10 protein-coding genes and 1 pseudogene are annotated in these 17,441 nt (G+C 72.5%); 1 reads left to right on the plus strand and 10 read right to left on the minus strand.

Features of this window, described 5'->3' with window-relative positions; genetic code table 11:
* Positions 1-5 precede the first annotated feature (5 nt).
* The gene (locus tag BJK06_RS00535) at positions 6-482 is read right to left on the minus strand and encodes an OsmC family protein (RefSeq protein WP_070419068.1); all 477 of its coding nucleotides are present in this window, start codon (positions 480-482) and stop codon (positions 6-8) included.
* Positions 483-515: 33 nt separating this feature from the next.
* Here BJK06_RS00535 and BJK06_RS00540 point away from each other — a divergent pair, with 33 nt between their 5' ends.
* Positions 516-1,508, plus strand: coding sequence for an asparaginase (locus BJK06_RS00540; RefSeq protein WP_070416277.1), 993 nt, complete (start codon positions 516-518; stop codon positions 1,506-1,508).
* 32 nt (positions 1,509-1,540) lie between these two features.
* Here BJK06_RS00540 and BJK06_RS00545 read toward each other — a convergent pair whose 3' ends face one another.
* The 9 genes and pseudogenes from BJK06_RS00545 to BJK06_RS00580 form a co-directional block, all read right to left on the minus strand.
* On the minus strand, positions 1,541-2,311 hold the full coding sequence (locus BJK06_RS00545) for a hypothetical protein (protein WP_070416278.1): 771 nt from the start codon (positions 2,309-2,311) through the stop codon (positions 1,541-1,543).
* A 98-nt stretch (positions 2,312-2,409) separates the two neighbouring features.
* Positions 2,410-4,182, minus strand: a complete 1,773-nt coding sequence (locus BJK06_RS00550) for an FHA domain-containing protein (protein WP_070416279.1) — start codon at positions 4,180-4,182, stop codon at positions 2,410-2,412.
* A gap of 27 nt (positions 4,183-4,209) precedes the next feature.
* Positions 4,210-4,254: pseudogene (locus BJK06_RS19145) on the minus strand (hypothetical protein); the annotation flags it as partial.
* Positions 4,251-6,749 (minus strand): transglutaminaseTgpA domain-containing protein, encoded by a 2,499-nt coding sequence (locus tag BJK06_RS00555; protein ID WP_070416280.1) that lies wholly within the window; start codon positions 6,747-6,749, stop codon positions 4,251-4,253. The pseudogene BJK06_RS19145 and the gene BJK06_RS00555, both read right to left, overlap by 4 nt.
* Positions 6,746-8,161, minus strand: a complete 1,416-nt coding sequence (locus BJK06_RS00560; RefSeq protein WP_083294951.1) for a DUF58 domain-containing protein — start codon at positions 8,159-8,161, stop codon at positions 6,746-6,748. The genes BJK06_RS00555 and BJK06_RS00560 overlap by 4 nt, the downstream gene beginning before the upstream one ends.
* Positions 8,158-9,129, minus strand: coding sequence for a MoxR family ATPase (locus BJK06_RS00565; RefSeq protein ID WP_070416281.1), 972 nt, complete (start codon positions 9,127-9,129; stop codon positions 8,158-8,160). Before BJK06_RS00565 ends, BJK06_RS00560 begins: the two co-directional genes overlap by 4 nt.
* Positions 9,130-9,227: 98 nt before the next feature.
* Positions 9,228-15,080, minus strand: a complete 5,853-nt coding sequence (locus BJK06_RS00570) for an Ig-like domain-containing protein (protein WP_156794713.1) — start codon at positions 15,078-15,080, stop codon at positions 9,228-9,230.
* Positions 15,077-16,489: a serine/threonine-protein kinase gene (locus BJK06_RS00575; protein ID WP_070416283.1), complete on the minus strand. Its 1,413-nt coding sequence runs from the start codon at positions 16,487-16,489 to the stop codon at positions 15,077-15,079. The genes BJK06_RS00570 and BJK06_RS00575 overlap by 4 nt, the downstream gene beginning before the upstream one ends.
* A 129-nt stretch (positions 16,490-16,618) precedes the next feature.
* A complete protein-coding gene (locus tag BJK06_RS00580) occupies positions 16,619-17,440 on the minus strand; it encodes a PP2C family serine/threonine-protein phosphatase (protein WP_070416284.1) in 822 nt (273 codons plus the stop codon).
* Position 17,441 lies beyond the last annotated feature (1 nt).

The following is a 17,441-nucleotide window of genomic DNA, read 5'->3' on the forward strand; positions in this document are numbered from 1 at the left end:
AGGACCTAGTCTGCCGCACGGACCTTGGTGTGCGGGACGTGGTGCACAGGAAAGGCCACCGAGCGTGCGATGAAGCAGAGGCTGTTCGCGGTGGCGTGCGCGGCCTCGGCGTCGGCGACGCGGTCCGCCTCGAGGATGGTGACCACCGGGTGCAGCGTCGCCTCGGTGAGCTCCCCGGAGCCGTCGCGGTTGAGGTTGAGGCTGGCCGTGGCGCGGTCCTCGTAGTCGACGACGGTGAAGCCCTCGGTCACGGCGACGTGGAGGTAGCTCAGCATGTGGCACTGGGCGAGGGACGCGACGACGAGCTCCTCGGGGTTCCATCGGTCGCGGTCCCCACGGAACGTCGGGTCGGCGGAGCCCTCGATGCCGTGCTTGCCCGCGGCGCGGACGTCGTGGTCGCGCCCGTAGTCGCGGTAGCCGCTCGTTCCGGTGCCGCGGTCGCCGGTCCAGTGGACGGAGACCTCGTAGGAGTGGTCGGACACGGTGGGCTCCTCGAAGATCAGTACGATTGCGGCATGACGGTGCTCTCCGACGTCCACACTGACCGCCATCCTCTCACCGCCGAGGGGTCGGTCGAACTGGCGGTCCTCGACCGCAACGGGTTCGACGAGAGCCGACACGTCGGTGCCGGGGTCGTCGTCGCCGCGGACGGCACCGTGATCGACGCCGTCGGTGACGTGCAGGCCAGCGTCTACCCCCGCTCCACGATGAAGCCCTTCCAGGCGCTCGCGGTCCGCCGCGCCGGAGCCGTGTTCTCCGACGAGGAGCTCGTCCTCACCACCGCGAGCCACGCCGGCACCCCCGCGCACCAGGCCATCGCGCTGCACATGCTCGAGTCGTACGACCACGTCGAGTCGGACCTCGGCTGCCCGCCGGACATGCCGTTCGACCGCGCCACCGCCCGCACCATGACCGAGCCGAGGCGCCTCGCGATGAACTGCTCCGGCAAGCACGCGGGCATGCTCGCGGCGTGCCGGGTGAACGGCTGGGACGAGGAGACCTACCTCGAGATGGCGCATCCGCTGCAGCAGCGCGTCCGCGAGACCGTCGAGGGGTTCACCCACGAGACCGTCGACGTCGTCGGGACCGACGGGTGCGGGGCCCCGGTGTTCCCCCTGACGCTTGCCGGACTCGCCCGGGGCTTCGCCGGTGTCGTCGCGCGGGCCGAGTCCGACACGGCAGCGCTCACCGATGCGGTGCTCGACCACCCCTGGGCCATCGACGGCATCGGACGGGCGAACACGGTGACGATCGAACGACTCCGGGTGCTGGCGAAGCTCGGCGCCGAGGGCGTCATGGTGATGGGGCTGCCCGGTGGTGCAGCGGTCGCGGTCAAGACCCTCGACGGCGCGCAGCGGTCCGGGACGCTCGCGGCCCTCACGCTGCTCGAGCGCAACGGCATCGTGGACGCGGCGGGGGTCGCGGACGTCATGGCGGCCACGGGCGAGCGGGTGCTCGGTGGCGGGGTGCCGGTGGGGACGCTGCGGGCGGGGTCCGGGCTGCGCTGAGGGCGGGTTCGTGGGGTGGCCCTGTGCCGGGGTCATCCGGGTTCGTCCTGCAGTTGCGGCAGTGCCGGTGCCACGGGGGTACCCCGCCGTTCGTGCGGGTGTCGGACGGTGCATCCGTGGCGGGTGACCTCGACGGCGACGTCCCAGTGCCGGGGCAGGACGCTGAGGCCGGGTACGAGGACCACGGTCGTGCGGGTCGGCGGGCACGCCCGGTCCGGGTGGCCGCCGTTCGCTGCGTGGGCTGGGCCGTTCGGGCTCGCTGTGCGGGCTGGGCGGTCGACCACGACGGCGGCCGTGCCGGAGGGCATCGCCGGGCAGTGATCGGCCCCCGCAGCCACCACCGCGCGCGCTTCGGCGCCGCACGCGGCTCGGACCTCGTCGTCCGGACCAGCCGCGGCGCGGACCTGCGACACGACGGCCCGGAACACCGCCAGCGCGAGCACGCCGGACCCGATCACGACGATGTGGGGCCGCGACCGATCGTCGACGGCGAGCTCGCGGCCGTTCGACGCCGTGCCGAGGACGATGGGCCGCCGGTGCGTCCCCGTCCCGACGGCCCCGTCCACGGTGCCCGGCTGTCCGAACGGTGTCGGAAACAGGACCGCCACGTCCGCCCCGCACTCGGCGCCGCGGGAGGGACGGACCCTGGTCGCGGGGACCACGAGGACGTCGAGCACCGCGCAACACCCCGCCGCTGCGAGGAGCACCGCGCGCGACGGCCACTCGACCGGCACGACGAGCCCCACCACGAGCAGCACCACCGCTGCGCCCACCAGGGTGCAGCGGGCGGTGAAGGGGGTCATGCCTCCAGAGCACCACACGACCCCGGTGCCACCGACGCTCAGCCACCGAACTGTGGAGAGCGCGGACGATCACACCGTTGTGGAGAACTCCCCCGCCCTCACTGGACGAGGAAGAACTGCTCCCCGATGTCCACCCGCGCGCCGCGCTCGACCCGGTAGCGGCGGCCCGGCTCGCAGCGACGGATCGACCCATCGATGTGCCGGACGACGGTGCCGTTGCCCGAGAACCGGTCGGACACCCACAGGTCGTCGCCGTCGCGCCCCAGCTCGAGGTGTGTCTTCGACACGGACTTGCCCGGGTCGTGGACGGTCAGCAGGTCGTCGAACCGTTCCCCGGGCTGGGGGCGCGGGAGTCGTCCGACGAGGCCGGTGCCGTGCACGCCGAAGCGCTCCCCGGTGCTGAAGTGCAGCACGAAGGGTGCGTGGGTCGGGGTCGCGGAGACGATGCGGGTCTCGTCGACGTCGTCCTCGAGGTCGCCGTCGGCGCTCGTCGGAGCGTCGATCGTCGACGGTGCCGGCAGCGCGGCACCGGCCACCCCGGGCAGCGGCGGCAGCGGCGCGGCCATCGGTACTCCGATCGCGCCGCTGTCCTGTGCTGAGGGTGCCGACGACGGGACGGTCGCGGAACCGGGAGCGGGCGGGACGAAGGGTGTGTCGACGGCCGGTGACTCGGGCTCCGGGGCCGCGTGCAGACCGCGCGGTCGGGGCGGGGTGTCACCGGCGGGTGCACCGTCGCCGCCACCGTTCACCCACGAGGGGAGCACACCGGCGGAGCCCTCGGCGCCCTCGTCGCCGTCGTCGGCGACCGCAGGCTCCGGCAGCGCATCGCCGTCACGCACGACGTCCGGAGCAGCGTCGTCCGACACCTCGGCGACGTCGTCGTCGGTGAGCTCGTCGTCCGGAACGTCAACCGCGTCGTCGGGAGTCTCGGCTGCGTCGTCCGCCGCCCAGTCGGGTCGGTCCATCGGGAGCGGCACGATGGGTCCGGTGAACGCCGCGGTCACGGCGGGCCGCACGGCGCCGCACTCGGCGCAGAAGATGTCGTCGGGCTCGAGACGGTGCCCGCACACGTGGCACGTCGTCGCCTGCGAGCCCGGAGTGACCAGCGGCGCCGGGCGCGGCGGGCGTCGGTCGACCAAGGGCTCGACGACCGCGGTGTCACCGGGCTGCGGCGGGGAGACGACCGCGTCCGGAGCACCGGCGGTGTCGGGGGTCACGTCCGCCGCGTCCGCAGCGGAGTCGTTCGCAGCCGTAGATCGTCCGACCCACCACGAGGGCCCGGACGGCGCCGGTGCAGCGGCCTGCTCTGCTGGTGGCGCCCAGCGCTGGGCGGCTGGGCGCTCGGCGATGCGGGTGACCTCGGGGTCCTCCCCCTCTGGCGAGGCGGAGGCCGAGACGGCGTTCGATTCCGCCGCGTCGGCGTCGGACGGGTACGCGTCCGGGTCGAGCGGCGGCTCGGGCGGCTGCGGGGTGAACGGCACCTCCGGCGCACGCGGAGCGATCGGCTCGTCGGGCTGGGACGGCTCCGACGGCTCCGCCGGACGGGCGGGCTCCGACGGGCCGACCCCACCCGGCTGCTGCCCGGACCAGTCGGTCAGCCCGGAACCGCTCCCGTGCACGTGGCTCGGTGCCGTCCGGGGCGTGAAGTCGTCGGGACGCTCGACCGGCACGGCCGCGGGCTGCTGCTCGCCACCACGGTCCGCACCCGTCAGCCAGGCACGGGTCGCGGGGTCGAGGGTCGATTCGGGCAGCCAGGCCTCGGCTGCCGGGTCCTGACGGCGTCCGTGCAGGTCCGGCTGCTGGAGCGGCGGCGGCGGTGCCTGCTCGACGGGGGGCGTCGCGACCGGGCGCCGACTCGCCGCAGCGGTCACGGCGCGTCCGCACTCACCGCAGAAGATGGCTCCGTCCGGGAGCGTCGATCCGCAGTGTTCGCATCTGATCACGTGTTCCGCCTGTCCTCACTCGGCCGTCCACGACGCTCGCCGGCCTGCACGCCATCGTAGTCGCGCCCCCCAGCGGCTCCCTCGCCACCTGTGGAGCGTCGGCCTCGGACCGTCACCGCGGAGGCGACCGATGCCCGCGCAGACCGGGTGGCGTCGACGACACGGAGCGAGCGCAGGGACACCGCCGCGCGGATCCGTTCCTTGCGGGTCCGACCGGCCCGCAGGCTCGTGATCGCGTCGTCCGTCGCCGACCACATCCGGTCGGCAGCGGTGCCGTCGGCCTCGCTCGGCCCGAAGACGGACCGGTCGGCCAACGCCGCGAGTCCGGTGCCGCCCTCCCCCGGAGCTCCCACGACGGCCTCGCGGCGGGTCGCTGCCCGCGCGACCTCGTGACCCCGGTCGACCAGGGCGTCGCGGTACTCGTCCCATGCCCCGACGATCCGGGCACGTGGCGTCGGGGCTCGGCGCCGGCGACGACGACGGATCCGCTTGAGCAGCACGATGACGCCGAACGGCAGCAGCACGAGCGCGGCGAGCCCCAGCACCCCGAGGGCCCACGGCAGCACGGCGAGCAGGATCTGCAACCAGAGCGGCTGCACCGGAGGCGTGTTGCGGTCGCTCTGCGGCGGCGCCTGCTGCGACTGGTCCTGCTGCTCGGCCGGGGGCGGCGGCACGACCGTCTCCGGGCGCGTGACCGGCTGCGGCGTCTGCTGCTGCTCGTCCGGGATCTCACGGACGGCGGGGTTCGGGTCGATCATGACCCACCCCCACTGCGCCGTGTCGACCTCGACCCGCGCGGTGACGTCGGACCCGCGGAACGTCGTCGTCCCGCCCGAGGTCGCGCTCCGGCCCGCTCCGCCGCCCGCGTCGCCGCCGGCGGTGAACCCCATGACCACGCGCGCCGGGAAGCCGAGCTGGTCCGCCATCAGCGCCGCCGCGGCAGCGTACTGCTCCTGGTCGCCGATCATCAGCGGCGACGTCAGGAGCTCCTGGATGCGATCGGCACCGTGCCCGGAACGACTCGCTCGGTCGTCGCCGACGCCGTGGCTGACGTACCCGTTGCGCTTGAGCGCCTGCACCATCGCCACGAGCTTCGCACCGTCGGTGTCGGCATCGCCGGAGTAGGCGTCCACGGTGTCCCGCACCGCGTCGGGGACCGACCGCGGCGTCGGCACCGAGGCGCTCCCCGGGCGTGCGGACGCGAGCTGCTCGTCCGTCGGTTGGTCCGGCACGACGGCGGTCAGGTCGTACCGGGTGCCGTCACCGACGCCACCGACGACCGCTCCGGTCGCGGTGGAGCCGTTGTAGAAGAACGCGCCGCGCTCCTTCTCGGCGCCGGACCCGGTGAACTCGACCCGTTCGAGGTCGCCCACCGTCGGCAGCCACACCCCGCTGTACCCGTCGACCCGGACACCGACGCGCACGGTCGTCCCCTCGACGCCCCGGACGTCGACCGAGGTCGGGACGCGCTCGAAGGTCCCGGACGCCGTCGATCCGTCCGACCCACCGACGCGGTAGACGACCCCGTCGTAGGTGTCGAGCGTGGCGATCCGGACGAACCCGTTCTCCGGCAGCCCCGTGACCGTGAGCTGCGGCGTGTTCGACGCGGTGTCCTCCTCGTAGGCGCGGAAACCGCTGAGCGGACTGACGTAGTCCCGCGGGTCGAAAGGCTTCACCACGTCGGTCCGGGCGACGGTCCGGCCGACGGACGGCGGAGCGACGAGCCCCAGTCCGGTCGCGACGACCGCCGCGGCGACGATGGTCCCCGTCCCGACGAGCGCCGGCCGGATCACCGAACGCGCCACCGGCACCCGGGACCCGATGGTCGTCGCGACGGCGACGGCACGCCGTGCGTGCCGCACCGTCAGCGCCCACACCAGCGCGATCCCGGTGAGCGCGACGGCCGTCACGATCGACGTGTCGAGCCGACCGGGTCCGACGACCACACCGGCTGCGAAGACCACCAGCGCCGGGATGCTGGCGAGTTCCTGCCTGGAGGCGCGGGTCGCCACGCTCACGCCGGTCACCGTGGCGACGAGCAACGTCGCGAAGTACGGCACGAGCAACGACTCGTAGGAGCCGACCGGCAGGCTGATGGTCACCAGCTGCTTCCAGCCGAGGGCGACGCCGGCGAACAGGTCGACGAGTCCCTGGCCGGTCGGCAGGATCCCGTTCGCCTCGCCCGGCACCGCTGCTGGCACTCCGGTGAGCGCGAACGCTGCGACCGTGGCGACGGCGACGACCGCGGTGGGCAGCCGGAACACCGTGCCCAGGAGCGCGACGAGCGTGCCGAACACCACCGCGGTGACGGCGGCGACGATCATCGCGTCGTCGCGGTAGACGGGCCACCAGGCGACGCTCGCGACGGCGAGGACGAGCCACACCGCGAGCGTGCCACCCACCAGCCGGAAGGGCGAGAGGCGGCGAGCGACACGGCGGGCATCGCGCCGGACCGTCTTCCGTGCCCGGGTGTCCGGGCCCGCTGCGACGCTCATGCGGCCGACGCCGATCGGTGCAGCGCGTGGCGGAGGTCGTCGAGGTAGCCGATCGTCATCACCGTCAGGCCCGCCACACGCAGGAACCGGGGCTGGGCCTCGGGTTCGCAGATCACGGCGACGACCTCGACGCCGACCGGGAACCGCGTCGCGGCCAGTCGCAGCGCCGGCAGCTCGACCGTCGAGCCCACCACCAGGAAGGCCACGGAGATGCCCGCGGTGTCGGTGCCGACGATGCGCGCGACCTCGGCGATCGGCAGGCAGGCGTCGGCGAGTCCGACGGACGCGAAGTCGTCGAGCAGGCGGGTGGGCGTCACGGTGGGCAGCGGGTGCACGGCGTACACGGGGCGCTTGGCGAACTCCGGCGTCCGCTCCGACACCACCACGGTGACCTCGCGGCCGTCGCGGATCGCGCGTGCGCCGAGCGACGCTGCCGCGCTCACCGCGAGCTCGAACTCCTCGTCGTCGGCGAACTCGGCACGTGAGAGGCCGAGGGCCACAACGAGGTGCGACCGGCGGGTGTCCTCGAACTGGCGCACCATCAGCGCACCGGACTTCGCCGTGGACTTCCAGTGGATCGTGCGGGGGTCGTCACCGGGCATGTACTCCCGGATGGCGTGGAAGGCGATGTCGGACGGCGACAGGTCGGTCGTCGCCTGCCCCTCGAGGTCCCGCACCAGGCCGGTGCTCGTCGACGGGATCGCGATCGTCCGCGGGTGCACGATGACCTGCTCCCGGGCCGTCCAGACGATCTCGCGCCGGACCAGGCCGACCGGGTCCGCTCGCACACCGGTCACCGGACCGACGTCGAGCACGCCGCGCCGGACCGTCGGCACCGGGACCTCGCGCTCGAACGTGCCGCGCGGGCCGATCGACGGGATCGCCACGTCCACCAGCCCGGACCCGACCGGCACCTCGACCGTCGTCGGGACCGAGGGGAACCGCACCGGGTTCTCCGCCGTGACCACCACGCCGGCGGCATCGCCCACCGCCACCCGGTGCTGCGGCAGGCGCATCCGGATCACGAGCCGCGAACGACCGATGAGCGCGACCGCAGCGACGACGACGAGGAGCGCCCCCGCGAAGCCCACGACGACGACCTCGCGCAGGCCGAACCGGTAGCCGAGCACGAACGCGACCAGCGTGAGCGCCGCGACGGTCCACCCGAGGCCGGTGACCACGGACGAGACCTCTGCCCACCCACGCTTGACGAGCCTCCAGGCCGTCGACCAGGCCCTGGCGAGACCGACGACCGCGTCCGCTGCCACGCCGTCACGGTCGCCCACCAGGCGCGTCCGGACGTTCGTGAGGCCGGCGACCGTCCCGGTGCGCTCGTAGGCCGTCGAGCCGCGACGCGACCGCGTCGAGGACGGACGGCGCGAGCGCGTCGAGACGGGCCGGCGGTCGGTCACGACCCGGCCCGGTCCGCCGGCGGCGGGGTCTCGACCAGCAACTGTGCGATGACGCTCGTGGCGCTGACGCCGTCGAACTCGGCCTCGGCGTCGAGGACCAGGCGGTGCGCGAGGATCGGCACCGCGAGTGCCTTCACGTCGTCCGGCGTGACGTAGTGGCGACCGGCCAACGCCGCGAAGACGCGGGAGGCGCGCATGAGGCCCATCGCACCGCGGACGCTGACGCCGAGCCGGACCTCGCTCGCTGAGCGGGTCGCGTCGACCAGTCGGGCCACGTAATCGGCGATCACCGGGTCGACGTGGACCGAGCGCGCCAGCGTCGCCATCTCGGTGATCGTCGCCGCGGGCACGACACTCGCGAGCGGCACCGAACTCGACGGCGCCGACGACGTCTCGAGGATCTTCACCGTCGCGGCGTGGTCCGGGTACCCGATCGACGCCTTCATGAGGAAGCGGTCGAGCTGGGCTTCCGGCAGGCGGTACGTGCCGGCCTGCTCGACGGGGTTCTGGGTCGCGATCACCATGAACGGCGCCGCGAGTCGGTGGTTCACGCCGTCGACCGTGACGGCGGACTCCTCCATCGCCTCGAGCAGGGCCGACTGGGTCTTCGGGCTCGCACGGTTGATCTCGTCAGCCAACACGATGTTCGAGAAGATCGGGCCCCGGTGGAAGTCGAACTCCTGGGTCTTCTGGTCGTAGACGCTGATACCCGTGATGTCGCCCGGCAGCAGGTCCGGCGTGAACTGGATGCGGTTCGTCGAGCCCTGCACGCTCTGTGCCATCGCCCGCGCCAGGCTCGTCTTGCCCGTGCCGGGGACGTCCTCGAGCAGCAGGTGACCCTCGCTGAGCATCGCCGTGACCGCGAGGCGGATCACGAACGTCTTCCCGAGGAGCACCTGCTCGACGTTGGTCACGATGCGGCCTGCGACGTCGGCGAACCAGGTGGCCTGCTCCGGGGTCATGCTCATGCGGTGTCGTTCCTCGTTCTCGGGGATGGTCGGTTGCCGTCGGGGGAAGTGATCGGGCGAGCGCTACTGGGCAGCGTAGGGCGTGTCCCGTGAGTTGCTCAGTTGCCCGCCGCGTTTCCGGAGTCAGCGGGCGCCGGAGCGACGGCCGCCAACGGTGAGTAGTCGCCGTTCGTCGTCAGCGCCCCGTTGTCGTTGAAGGTCACCTCTGCGCGTACTCGGACCGACTTCGCGGTGAAGAGCAGGTCGTCCGGCGGCTGTGGAGCGGCAGCACCCGCGTCCCACGAGTCCGTCCGCGGGAAGCCGCTACCGTCGTCGGTCGAGTACCAGTAGGCGGTGTACCGCACGGACACCGCCGAGGACGTCGGCCCGCTCACCGTGATCGACTTGGTCAGCTGCGCGCTCGTCACCGAGGACGTCGCGTCGAGCGCGGCGATGTTCGCGGTGTACGAGGAGCCGTCGTCCGTCGTGCAGAAGTTCGAGCCGGGGCTCCCGCACGCGCGCAGTGTCATCGCGACGGCGACGTTCCGGGCACCGTCACCGGGCACCCCGCTCCACCGTTGCCCGGGCTGCAGCGTGATCGGAGCGCCGCCCACCTCCAGCTGGTAATGGTCGACCGGGGTCGTCGGAGCGGCGACGACCACGTCCGGGGTCGAGGAGCTGTCCGACGTGAGGAAGACCGCAGGAGTGGAGGTACCCGAAGGGCGTTCGTAGGTCTGGGTGGTCGTCGTCTGCGCGTTGCAGAAGTAGCCGTTCCAGACGGTCACCGAGTAGGTCGCCGTCCCGCCGCCGACGCCGGAGTCACTGGCGGGACTCGTCTGGCCGAGCGAGCCTCGGGCGGTGCAGTCGCTCTGCGCGCCACGGAACGCGTTGTAGGAGCCGCTCGTCCCGCCGGCGAGGTCGGCGGCGCTCCACGTGATGGTGACCGACGACTTGCCGTCCCGGTCCGGGTTCTTCCCCGCCACGGCGGAGACGTTGGTCGGTTTGCCCGGCACGCCCACGGCGGAGCCGGTGGCCGAAGCGGAGTTCCACTGCACCACGGTCCCGTTGCGGTCGGCGCCGTTCCGGGCGGACACCGTCACCGTGTACTGGGCCCCGCTCTGCGCACCGGTGAAGGACGTGTTCGTGGCCGTGCCCGTGCTGCGGGTCGTCGACAGGTCCGGCCCCTCGATCGAGACGACGTAGTTGTCCACGGCGCTGCCGTTGTTCGGCGCCGCGACCGCGTTCCAGGTCACGTCGAGCTGGTTCGGCGTGCTCTTGCTCGGGGTGACGCTGATGCCGGTGGGCGGCGCCGGGACGAAGTCGGCGCTGATCGGCGCGGAGTTCGCGGAGGCAGCCGAGTCGCCGACGGCGTTCGTGGCCACGACGGAAAACTGGTACGAGCCCTTCGGGTCGAGCCCCTTGATCGTGCAGACCGTCGCCGTACCGCAGTCCTTCGACACCCCGTTCGTGCCCTGCAGGCGGTACCCGGTGATGGGCGAGTTGTTCGCCTGCGGCGTCGACCACGTCAGGGTCGCCTGCCCGCCTTCGTACGATCCGGTGCGGGTGGGAGCACCGGGTGCGTCCGGGACGTCCTGCACCGAGATCGTCACGTCGCCCCACACGTACCGGTCCGGATCGTCGGTGGCGTCGGCGACCTGGTACTGCAGGTGCGTGTCGACGGGCTTCGCACTGTCGGAGACACTGACCTGCAGCCGCGACTTGTCGGCGCTCGGCGTGACGGTCACGCCGCCGGGAAGCCCGCCGCCGAGGCCGCGGATGTTCACGACGCGCAACCGCTGGCCAGGGAACGGGTTCGTGGGCTGGTCGTTGGCGAGGACGTCGATCGTGGTCGTCTGGCCACGCTTCGTGACCGACTTGTCCGCCCCGGGCTGCACGAGCGGCCGCGTCGAGGCGACGACGTCGACGCTCACGACCCCGGACCGGCCGGCGTTGGCGTCGTCGGCGACCCCGATCCCGATCGAGGCGCTCGTGTTCTTCTTCGCGGTGTCGGCGACCTTGATCGTCAGGTTCTGCCCGCTGATCGTGGCGGTGGTGCCGTCGCTCGGCTTGCTGACGACGGAGTACTTGAGCTCGGGGAGGTCCTGCGGGTACGGGTAGTCGGTCAGCTTGCTGAGGTCGATTGTGCGCGACTCCCCCGGCTGCATGTCGACGGCGGAGCCGGTGAACGCCGGCGGCTGGTTGGACCGGGGCGTGACCTTGACCGGCAGCACGAGCGTCGCGACGCGTCCCTTGCCGCCGTTGGCGTTCGAGCCGTCGGTGACCTCGAACGAGATGGAGGCGTTGCCGTAGTAGAGCTTCGACGAGGTGAACTGCAGCGTCGAGGAGTCGACGACGAGACTCTGCCCGTTCGCGTGCGTCGCCTTCACCGTGCCCCGGTCGGTGATCTTGGCGGTCTGCCCGTTCGCCGTGACGACGTACTTCGACAGCGGGATCCGGACCGTCGCCTCGCTCTTCACCGTGATGGCACCGGCGGTCCGGTTGACCTGCGGCAGGGCGTCGTCGAAGCCGGGCACGTGGATGAACCCGTAGGAGACGATGTCCGGGTGGTCGACGCGGGCGACCGAGAACGGGATCACCTGCGAGTCGTCGGAGAGCCGGACGACGATGCGCCCGTCGTCGGTGGTGCGGGCGTTGTCGCCGTAGCCGTCGACGACACCGACCTTCAGGTCGGCCGTGGTCCCCTCGGCGAAGAAGACGTTCTCGAGGACGTCGACCGTGACGCTCTGCCGGTGCAGGATGTCCTGCAGGTCGAGCGTGGTGTCGTCGACCTCGGGCCGCAGCGGCTGGGCGTCGGGGTCGACCGTGACGGTGAGGAAGGCCGTGCTCGCCCCGCCGTTCTCGTTCGTCACCGTGTACAGCACCGCGTAGTCGCCGTTCTTCGCGGTCTTCGGGGGTGTGACCCGGATCTGCTGCTTCTGCAGGATCTTGGCGGAGACCGACTCGGCGGTGGGCTCGGCCTTCGTGACGGTGAGCTGGCCACCCTCGGGATCGGAGTCGTTCTGCAGGACGCGGACGGTCACCGAGCCGCCGGGCCGGATGGTCACGTGGTCGGCTTCGGCGACGGGGTTCGACGCCTGTTCGGCGCGGGGTGCGATGCCGACGCGCACGGTGCCGGTCGCACGGGCGCCGAGCGCGTCGACGACCGTGTACGTGAACTCGTCGGTGCCAGCGGAGTAGTCGCCGGCCTCGTACGTCAGCGAGTCGGACGACACGTCGGCGACGGAGCCCTTGTCGGGGTTCGACGCGACACCGACGAGCTGCACCGAGTCACCATCGGGGTCGATCCCGTTCAACGGGATGGACACCCGGACGGACTGCCCGGCGACGACCCGCGCGGTCACCGTCTGCGGGACGGGCGGGTTGTTCGTCGCGGCGTCCTGCTCGCGCACCGAGATCGAGACGGTCGCGTCGGCGTACTGGCCGTCGGGCCCGGCGACCCGGTACACGGCGGTGTAGTTGCCCGGGGTCTTCGGGGCGAGGTACCGCAGGTGGTCGCCCGAGACGAACAGCAGGCCACCGTCGCCGGGGACGTTCTGCACGAGGTCGGGCTGCAGCGTGAGCGGCTCCCCCTCGGGCTGGGTGTCGTTGTCGAGCACGTCGATGTTCGCCACGTCGCCGACCCGCACGGTCGCGGTGTCCGGCTGCGCCACGGGCGGCTGGATCCGGTCCGGCTTCGGGATCTCGACGACCGTTATCGTGCCGGTCGCCGAGGCGAGTCCGTTCGTCTCGGTGTAGCCGAAGGAGACCGGACCGTCGAGCGGCGCGGTGAGCGTGACCCGGACGGTGTGCTGGTCGAGGATGCTCGCCTCGACCCCGGAACCACGGCCCGGACCGTCGAGCGCGGTCACGAGCAGCACGCCGCCGGCCGGGTCGATGTCGGTGGCGGTGACGTCGGTGTCCTTCGTCGACAGGGTGTTGACGAACACGGTCTTCGGCGTCGTGATCGGCGCGGTCGAGGCGTCCGGCGGCGCGAGGATCGTGACCCGCACGATGCCGCTCGTCGTCTTCGTGCCGTCGGTCACGGTGTACTCGAGCTGGTGGTCCCCCGCGCCGGCGCCCTGCACGCGGAACGTGCCGGAGTCGTAGCTCGGGGTGACGGTGAGGCCGGTCGACGACGACACGCTCGTGAGCGTGACGGTGCCGTTCCCGCCGCGGACGTGGTCGAGCGGGTCCACCGTGAACGCCTTGCCCGCGTACCCCTGCACGGGGAACGGGTCGGCGTAGAGCGGCACGCTGCCCTGCTTCGCCACGTGGACCGTGACCGAGCCCCGACCGTCCGCACGCCCGTCGCTCACGACGAGCTGCACGGCGCGGTCACCGGTCCGCGCGCTCGCGTTCCGGTAGTCGAGGAGCCCGTCGGGCGTCGTCGACACCCGGTCCCCGTCGGCCGCGGTCGCCGACTTGAGGTACACCGGGTCGCCGTCGGGGTCGACCCAGTCACCGAGCACGTTCGAGACGACGTGCCCGTTCTGCACGACGTCGGCCGAGGTGTCGCGGACCTGTCGGGGCGGGTCGTTCTCGGAGTCGGGGCGGACGGTCACCCGGACGGTGGCGGTGTCCGACCCGCCGTTGCCGTCCGTGATCGTGTAGGGGAAGGAGACGGTCCCGGTGGCGCGGCCGGACAGCGTGATCTGGAGGCGCTGGCCGTCGCCGACGATCGCGACGTCGCCGACGGCGTCGTCGATCTTCCCGACCTCGCTCACGACGATCGGGTCGCCGTTCGGGTCGTAGTCGTTCAGCAGGACCGGGAGGCTCGTGGTGCGTCCCGGACGAGCGCCCAGGTCGTCGTCGACCGCCACCGGCGGCTTCTGGTCCTTCTCGACCTCGGGGTCGTCGTCGGACACCTGCTCCTGCCGCTGGTCCTCGTCCTTCTTGATGAGGTCGGCCCAGTTGTCGATGAGCTGTCCGCTCCGGTCGATCGCCCAGGCGCGCCCGCTCTGCGGGTCGTTCGCGACGACCGTCTCGCCGTTGTGCAGGATCTGCAGGTCCCCGGTGCCCGCGGTGCTCGCGAGTCGCTGCAGGCCGGACCCCTTGCAGGTGTCGATCGCCTGCCCGCCGGCCCACGCCGCGTACGTGCAGGAGCCGACGACCATCGGTCGTGCCGCACGACCGGAGACCTGCATCGCAGTGTTGCTGACGTCGCCGGATGCCGAGACACGGACGAGCCCGGCGGTGCCGGCGACGACGACCTCGGACGAGCTGTCCGTCGAGTGCTGCAGGGCGGGTGCACTGCCGACGCGGTCACCGAGGTCGACCGTGCGACCGTCCACCGACATCCGGCCCGAGCTGCGGTCGAGCACGGCCAGGTGGTCCCCGAAGGACGCGACCTGGAAGTCGTCGGCGCGGTCCATCTTCACTGTCCAACGCTTCGCGACCGTCGGCGTGGTGCCGACGTCGACGAGTGCGGCGGTGCCGGTCTTCGGCGAGTAGACGGCGACGTGGTCGTCCGAGGCGTCGAAGACGGCGTCGGCGCCGAGCGTCAGGTCGGCCTTCGTCGACGCATCGAATTCACCGAGGTCCTTCGCCGGGGTCGCCCAGAGCTCGCCGGTGTCCCCGTTGCCGATGACCGCCGTTGACCCTGCGAAGAAGACCTGCGGCGTGCCGGCCGGCAGCGTGACCGGGTCGGCCACCGTGGCGTCGGCCACGTCGACCTTCGCGACGGTGCCCTTCGTCTCGTCGACGCTGTAGACCGTGGAGCCGCGCTGCAGGACGGACAGGTCGTCGCTCGCGGTCTCGACGGCGGTGTTGAGCTGCAGGACGCCGGTGTTCGCCCGGCCGACCGCACCGTACTCGGCGGACGGCACCCACACGGTGCCGTCACCGAGGTCGACCCGCTGCGTGTGGTACCCGGTCGACGCGATGGCCGCGGTGGCGACGACCGCGCCGACGACGACCGAGGCGCCGACCGTCACCGCTGCGGAACGGTGCTTCTCGAGGAACGCCCGGATCACCCGGCGCTCCCGATCGTGGCGCACTTCTGGGCGCTCGCGACCCCGGTCTTGCCGTCACGGTTGACCGCGACGGCGATGCACTCCTCGTCGCCCTTCTGACCCGAGACGACGAAGCTGGTGCCGGTCTGCTGGCTCGCCGCACCGTTCGACGAGATGACGTAGGTGTCCCCCGTGCGCAGGCCCGGGTCGGCCCAGGTGAAGGTCACGGACGACGGTGACGGCTCGGCGCGCACGTCGGCGACCACCGGGATCGCGCCGGAGCCGAGGCGACCGATGACGAGCACGGTGGCGACGGCGAGTGCGGCGACCACCACGACCGCGATCGAGGTCGCCCAGACCAACGTCGACCGCGTGCGGCGGCGGGCGCGCGTGACGGAGCCGGTGCGGTGGACGGTGCCGACGCTCTGCGCCGCGGCCCCCGCCGATCCGCCCTGCAGCGCCTTGCGCGTGCGCCGACGTGCACCCACGCGGGTCGGGGGCTGCAGCTCGCGGATCATCGTCCGGTCACCGTGCGGTGTCGGCGTCGCGACGGCCCACGCCTCGACCGCGACGTCCGCCGAGGTCTGCGGGATACCGAGCTCGGCCTCGACCTGCTGGAAGCCACGGACGAGCTCCATGACGGTGGACGGCCGTCCGGCGACCTTGCGCGACATCGCGGATGCGAGCAGCCGCTCGAGCGACGGCGGGACGTCGGTCCGCCCGGTGGGCTTCACACCGCCCTTGTCGATGCGCCCCATGAGGTCGGCCGCGCCGTTCTTGCCGCCTCGGACCTCGAAGGGGCTCCGGCCCGCGAGCAGGGAGAAGACCGTCGCCGCCAGCGAGTAGACCTCGGACTGGACCGTGCCGCGGGACTCGTCGATGAGCACCTCGGGCGCGGACCACGGGATCGACATGCCGATCGGCTCGTCGGGGTCGGCCTCGCCGATGGTCGCCGCGATGCCGAAGTCGGACAGCACCGGGTTGCCGTACGCCGTGAGCAGGATGTTCGACGGCTTGATGTCGCGGTGCAGCACGCCTTCACGGTGCGCGGTCTCGAGCGCGGATCCGATGCGGATGCCGATCGCGAGGACCTCGGACACGGGGATCGGCTCGCGGCGGTACCGCTCGCTGAGGGATGACGAGCAGAGCTCCATCACCAAGTACGGCCGGCCGTCGGAGGCCACGCTCGCCTGGAACACCGTGAGGATCGACGGGTGCGTGCTGAGTCGCGCCATCAGGTTCGCCTCGGCCTGGAACATCTGCCGGACGCGGTCGTCCACGACCTCGTCGAGCAGGATCTTCACGGCGACCTGCCGGCGCGGCATGTCCTGCTCGTAGAGGAAGACGTCCGCGAAGCCGCCGGAACCGAGGACGTGCACGGGGCTGAAGCCCGCGATGACGGGCGGGGTGGACGGCAGGCGTCGCGCCATCGTCCCCTCCTCCCCGGCCGAGCGGCCAGCTCTCTCGTCACGGCCATGCCATTGTACGAACCGTGGGTGACCGACATTCCGCACACTGCGCGCAGCCCGAGGTCACCCGTCCCCCAGTTCGGGGGGCACTCAGTGCCGCGGCAGCGTGTCCTCCACGTCGCCGTCGTCCGGGGCGTCGTCCACCTGGAGGACGACGACCGTCACGTTGTCCCGACCGCCCGCGACGACCGCGTCGCCCACCAGACGCTCGGCGAGGTCCTGCGCCGCCGGCACGCGTGCGGCGATCCGGGCGATCCCGGCGTCGCCGAGTTCCTTGGTGAGCCCGTCCGAGCACACGATGTACCGGTCCCCCGCACGGAGCGGCAGGGTCCACCAGTCCGGCTCCGGCGGTTCGCCGAAGCCCACGGCCCGCGTGATCACGTTGCTGTCCGGGTGCCGCTCGGCATCCTCGGCGCGGAGGAGGCCGGCGTCGACCATCTCCTGCACGACCGAGTGGTCGACGGTGACGCGTCGGAGGACGCCGCCCTCGATCCGGTAGGTCCGGGAGTCGCCGACGTTGAAGACGAGCGCGGCCGGCTGTCCCTGCGCGGCGACGAGCGCGATGCCGGTGACGGTCGTCCCGGCGCCGATCGCGTTGCCGCCCGCTGCGCGCTCGATGTCGGCGGTGGCGAGCAGGAGCGCCCGCTGGATTGACTGCCGCGTCGTGAACGCGCTCTCCGTCGCCTGCTCGAGGCGGCGGACCACGGCGTCGCTCGCACGGTCGCCCGCGAGGTGGCCGCCCATCCCGTCGGCGACGACGAAGAAGGGCGCCCCGACGATGTAGCTGTCCTCGTTGTGGTCACGGCGCCGACCGACGTCGGTCGCGGCTCCCCACGAGAGCGTCAGGGTGGCGCCGTCGGCACCGGGGACGTCGATGGCGTGCGCAGTCGCTGCTCGGCCGAGTTCGGTCACG

It is taken from the genome of Curtobacterium sp. BH-2-1-1, assembly GCF_001806325.1.
Classification (GTDB): Bacteria; Actinomycetota; Actinomycetes; order Actinomycetales; family Microbacteriaceae; genus Curtobacterium.

Bases quoted from the DNA above. Each gene is read 5' to 3' on its own strand.
- BJK06_RS00540 (WP_070416277.1), top strand. From the start codon at position 516: ATGACGGTGCTCTCCGACGTCCACACTGACCGCCATCCTCTCACCGCC.
- BJK06_RS00555 (WP_070416280.1), bottom strand. From the start codon at position 6,749: ATGAGCGTCGCAGCGGGCCCGGACACCCGGGCACGGAAGACGGTCCGG.
- BJK06_RS00545 (WP_070416278.1), bottom strand. From the start codon at position 2,311: ATGACCCCCTTCACCGCCCGCTGCACCCTGGTGGGCGCAGCGGTGGTG.
- BJK06_RS00575 (WP_070416283.1), bottom strand. From the start codon at position 16,489: ATGGCGCGACGCCTGCCGTCCACCCCGCCCGTCATCGCGGGCTTCAGC.
- BJK06_RS00565 (WP_070416281.1), bottom strand. From the start codon at position 9,129: ATGAGCATGACCCCGGAGCAGGCCACCTGGTTCGCCGACGTCGCAGGC.